Consider the following 3,075-nt stretch of genomic DNA (forward strand, 5'->3'; position numbering starts at 1 on the left):
CATCGATACGATGGACCCGCAGCATCACGACATGACCTTGGCGATCGTGTCGCACCTGCCGCATATCATCGCCTACAACATCGTCGGCACGGCGGACGATCTGGAAGCGGTGACCAAGAGCGAGGTCATCAAATATTCCGCCTCCGGTTTCCGCGATTTCACCCGCCTTGCTGCCTCCGATCCGACGATGTGGCGGGACGTGTGCCTGCACAACAAGGACGCGATCCTGGAGATGCTGGCGCGGTTCTCGGAAGATCTGGCCTCGCTGCAGCGGGCGATCCGCTGGGGCGACGGCGAGAAGCTGTTCGATCTCTTCACCCGCACGCGCGCCATCCGCCGCTCGATCATCGAGGCCGGCCAGGATATCGATGTGCCGGATTTTGGCCGGCAGGCGGTCGAGCATCCCAAAGGGAACTGATATTCAGGTGAGGCCGGCCTGCGAATGCCGGCTTCCTGCGCTTCCGGTGCTCACGTATTAAAGTACGCTCCGCTCCGGTTCTCGGAAGCCACCATTCTCGACTCGGCCTGACCTGATCTCAGCTCCCTTTGCCTCTTCGGACTGGCGGCCAGTGCGCCGCCATCATGGCGAGCGTCTCGGCTCTGTCCGGCGCGCCCAGCCTGCCGCCGAAGCGCAGGCATTTGAGCGCGGCTGCGGCGCTGGCGAAGCGCAGGGCCTCTTCCATCGGCATGGCCTCGGCGAGGCCGACGGCAAAGGCGCCGTGGAAAACGTCGCCGGCGGCGAGCGTATCCACCGCCTTGACCTTCGGTGCCTCGACATGGCGTACGCGTCCGGTCGCCCGGTCGTGCCACCAGGTTCCAGCGGCGCCGCCGGTCACCGCGACAAAGGCATCGGTGCGCGAGGCGAGGTCGGCGCAAGCGCTTTCCGGGTCGAGCGCATGGCCGCAGACGATGCGCGCCGCAGGCTCGGACGCGACGATATGCGAGGCCGACGGCAGAAGCTGCTCCAGCACCTCGACGGGTGCTGTATCGGCATCCAGGATCGCCGGACGGCCGATCGATCGGGCAGCGCTCAGAGCGAGCGCCGCGGCGCCCGGCCAGCGGACATCGACCAGAACGGCGTCGAAGCCGGAGAGGTCGGCGAGCGGCAGCGTTTCAAGATCGGCCTGCGCCTTCTTGTCGTAGAAGGGGACGATGATGCGCTCGCCATACGCATCGACCACGATCGCGGCCAGCGCCGAACGCGCGCCGGGAACCCGGCGGATAAGGCTGCAGTCGATGCCTTCGGCCTTGATGTCGGCGATCAGCTGGTCGCCGACCGGATCGTCCCCCGCGCTTGCCCATAGCGAGACCTCGGCGCCGAGGCGATGCGCGGCGCAGGCGGCGCTCGTCGCCATGCCGGAAGCGATCTGGACGCCGTCGCTGGCGATGAACTTGCCCTGGTGCGCGGGCAGCGTCTCGACTCGGAGAATGGTGTCGAGGGTGAAGGCTCCGACGCTGAGCAGTCTGACCGGCTTCGCCATCGTCGTGTTACTCGAGCGGCTTGATCTTGCCGAGCGGAATGAAGCCGAGCGAAGCCTTACCCTTGACGATCTTCAGCGGCATCGACGGTTCCTTCCCGAGCATGGCCAGGGCGGCAAAACCCTGCTCGATTTCGCTTTTATGCTCGGGAACGGCCCCGGCGAGGATGGCCGCCACCGCTTTCGGGTCCTTGAGCTTGATCATCAGGTCCCCGTCGACCAGCCCTTCCGCATCGACGGAGACCGGTCCGGATACGGTGATGCGCGCGGTTCCCGACGACAGGTCGAGTTTGGTAATGTCGATCGACTGGCCGCGCAGGCTTTTCGGCGGGGCCGAGATCAACGCCACGCCGTTCTTCAGCGTCACGTCGCCGGTGCCGTCCAGCGCCGGCAGCACGCGTCCCTCGATAGCGTCCGCATTGATCTCCAGATCGCCGAAGCTGCCGACATAGTTGATGTCCTGGCCGGCCGGCTGCAATTGCCCGGCCGCCTTGCCGGCGCTAAACAGCTGCATCGGATCCGTGTCGTCCTGGGGGTCGGTCTGACCGTTCAGGCCCTCAGCCTGCAGCGAGACACTGCGCGGCAGCGGCCACCACACTTTGACCTTGGCCTGCAACTGGTCCCAGTCGATCCAGAGCGGCGGCATGCCGGGCGCGATCGTGCGCAGCGGCCCGCGCAGATCGGCGACCGGCGACAAGGGGCCGGTGATCGCGGCGACGGCGTTGAAGCTCCCGGTAGACGCAGCGACTTTCCGGGCGTCGTCCTCATAGGCGATGTTGTCGCAGGAGACCGTGAAGCTCATCGGAAAACCGCTGACGGTGAGGTTGGCGCAGCCGGCGGCGATCCCCTTGCTGCCCAGCCGCGCCACCGCCTGGTCGGCTTCGGTCTTGAGCCTTTCGGCGAGATAGAACCAGCCGCCGCTGTAGAAGGCGAATAGCACGGCGATGAACGCCGCGAGCCAAAGCAGCCGGCGGCGGGGTTTGGGCGATCGCTCGTCACTTGACGTCATGCTGCGGCTCTCGTTAACCCCGGCGTGCAGGCGTTTGCTTCACGCAAACAAGCGGGGGACAGAAGAAGCACTCTCCGGTGCGGTGTCGTTCACTCGAATGCGATCAGGCTTGGCGATATGGGCGATTTTTGGGTTTTTGGCTATGGCTCGCTGATCTGGCGGCCCGGATTCGCCCATGTCGAGACGCGCCGCGCCCGGCTTTACGGCTACCGCCGCTCGCTTTGCGTCTATTCCTTCGTGCATCGCGGCACGCGCGCACGGCCGGGTCTGGTGCTCGGCCTCGACCGGGGCGGCTCCTGCATCGGCCTCGCCTACCGCGTCCCCGGCAATCTGCGCGACGAGGTGCTTTCCTACCTGCGCGAGCGAGAGCTGGTGACCAGCGTCTATCTCGAACGCATGCTCGATGTCCGACTGGGCAGGGACGGGAAAGGAGAGGGCGTTTCGGTCGAGGCGGTCGCCTACATCGTCGACCGGCGGCATGAACAATATGCTGGCGCGCTCGATGCCGATCACGCGGCAAGGATCGTTCGCGGCGCCGTCGGCCAGTCGGGCCGGAATGAGGATTATGTGCTGAGCACGCTCGAGCAT

At 66.1% G+C, this 3,075-nt stretch carries 4 protein-coding genes; 2 read left to right on the forward strand and 2 right to left on the reverse strand.

Going from position 1 to position 3,075, the window contains the following annotated elements; genetic code table 11:
- On the forward strand, window positions 1-418 hold a 418-nt coding region (locus EOA27_RS29415; RefSeq protein ID WP_127257874.1), incomplete at its 5' end, for a prephenate dehydrogenase dimerization domain-containing protein.
- 118 nt (window positions 419-536) lie between these two features.
- Here EOA27_RS29415 and EOA27_RS29420 read toward each other — a convergent pair.
- Both EOA27_RS29420 and EOA27_RS29425 read right to left on the reverse strand, forming a co-directional pair.
- Window positions 537-1,481, reverse strand: a complete 945-nt coding sequence (locus tag EOA27_RS29420; RefSeq protein WP_127257876.1) for a sugar kinase — start codon at window positions 1,479-1,481, stop codon at window positions 537-539.
- A 7-nt stretch (window positions 1,482-1,488) separates the two neighbouring features.
- A complete protein-coding gene (locus EOA27_RS29425; protein WP_126081016.1) occupies window positions 1,489-2,487 on the reverse strand; it encodes a DUF2125 domain-containing protein in 999 nt (332 codons plus the stop codon).
- A 117-nt stretch (window positions 2,488-2,604) separates the two neighbouring features.
- On the opposite strand from EOA27_RS29425, the gene EOA27_RS29430 reads away from it, so the two are divergent.
- Window positions 2,605-3,075, forward strand: a 471-nt coding sequence (locus tag EOA27_RS29430; RefSeq protein WP_145970602.1) for a gamma-glutamylcyclotransferase, incomplete at its 3' end; no start/stop codon positions are given.

The sequence above is a fragment of the Mesorhizobium sp. M2A.F.Ca.ET.037.01.1.1 genome, from assembly GCF_003998075.1.
In the GTDB taxonomy this organism is placed as follows: domain Bacteria; phylum Pseudomonadota; class Alphaproteobacteria; order Rhizobiales; family Rhizobiaceae; genus Mesorhizobium.